This is a genomic window from Planktothrix sp. FACHB-1355 (assembly GCF_014748295.1).
In the GTDB taxonomy this organism is placed as follows: Bacteria; Cyanobacteriota; Cyanobacteriia; order Cyanobacteriales; family Aerosakkonemataceae; genus Aerosakkonema; species Aerosakkonema funiforme_A.
The window spans coordinates 1-1610 of sequence record NZ_JACJUP010001358.1; the positions used below are offsets into that span (position 1 = coordinate 1).

At 42.9% G+C, this 1610-nt stretch carries 1 protein-coding gene; it reads right to left on the bottom strand.

The window, feature by feature from the left end; translation table 11 throughout:
* The coding region (locus H6S82_RS32390) for a dynamin family protein (protein ID WP_191057440.1) at positions 1-1461 on the bottom strand (1461 nt) is incomplete at its 3' end.
* Between the last annotated feature and the right edge of the window lie 149 nt (positions 1462-1610).

Consider the following 1610-nt stretch of genomic DNA (forward strand, 5'->3'; position numbering starts at 1 on the left):
TAATTGTCGAGCTAGCGTACTCCTGCGATCGGACCCTTGCAGCTTTTCACTTAATCTCTGCCATTTTTCGCGCAATTGTCTGGACTTCTCCCCGCGATCGAAGAGATAATCTAAGTTAGCCATAAACTCTGGCGAACCTACCTGCACGTTACTGGAATTCTTGGCTAAATCTCCCAATCCCCACAGCGGCGATAGCAGAAAAATGCGATTTTTCTCCGTGGTAAATGCTTGAGCGCTAGCGACAGTAGTTTTCAACACTTTCAGTTTTTCCAAAACGCTATTTTCGCTCAGCGGTTCATCCTCAAATGGCAAAATATCATCGATCGCATTTTCCTCAATCATCTCATCTAAGATTCTTTCCCCTCCCTCATTTTCCAAAGGTAGCTGATCGAACCTTCCCACTCCCACCAAAATGCGCTCTTTCAGGTTAACCCCCGGTTTCTGCTGCTGCATCATCGTGAAAATTTTATTCGCAGTTGCACCACCCGGTTCATTACCTTTTAATATAATCAAAATTGTTTGTACTTCTTCCAGTTCTCGCAGCGATAAGAAAGTATCCCGCACCCCCGAATTCGCCGCACCCAATCCGGGAAAATCAAGTAAAATAAATTCTTCTGCACCTGCTAAACCAGACAAATCCCAAATATCTCTCGATACTCTCACTTTCAGATTCACGCGCCGAATCAGGGGAAAGCTGTTTTGCAACGATTCAATCGAAACTTGGTTCGATTTCCCAGGTGCCGGCAATGGCATATCCTCAAATCTAAGATTTTGGATATCCATTTCTGCATCTGCTAATTGCAGTCCTTGACGAGCGACGATCGGATCGATTTGCGAATATTGTTTACCGAGCAATATTCCCCATCTTTCATACGTTCGCACGAACAAGATTAATTCCCGCAACAAATAACGCAAATCCAAATTATTGCTACTTTTCCAAACCGTCTCGCACCAATTAATTGTATCTTGCCAAATACCGATCTCGTTAACGTTCAACCTGTGCAGTGCTTTTAACTGTTCTGAATTTATGCTCGCATCCGTCGCTCTCTTATCCGCTTCTTTCAACATGAATTGCAAACATTCTTTCACTTCCAAATCCGAAAGATATTCAACTGCAAATTCTTCTACCTGCGTCGTTTGGAAACCCTCTTGCTGAATCAAGTGAATGGCAGTAACATTACCCGTCGTCGGATTAGCACTCACCGGTAGTGCGTCCCCGTACCCGATTAAACTACCCAACAGTAAAGTTTTTCCGGCATTAAATTCTCCCATCACACCAATTTTCACTGGCGAAGTAGCGCGATCGACTGTTTTTTTCGCCGCCTCCCCCAGCCGTGTCAGCGCATTCGGTAAAGTTGCTGACACCCAATCTGGCAGCGACAAGCTTTGGGAGAGCGATTCTACTGTTTCCCCTATAGATTTGCCATATTGTTTATAATGATTTAGCTTTTCCGTTTCCATATATTTTTTATTTTATTTAAAGTAGATTTTATCATTTCCCATCGGCCATTGGGGAAAGCCCTACATAACCATCTTTGCTCCAATATCACAATTTTATCTATTTGTCAAACTCAGTCAGATTTTTATTACTGTTTTTAAGGAAAACTCGT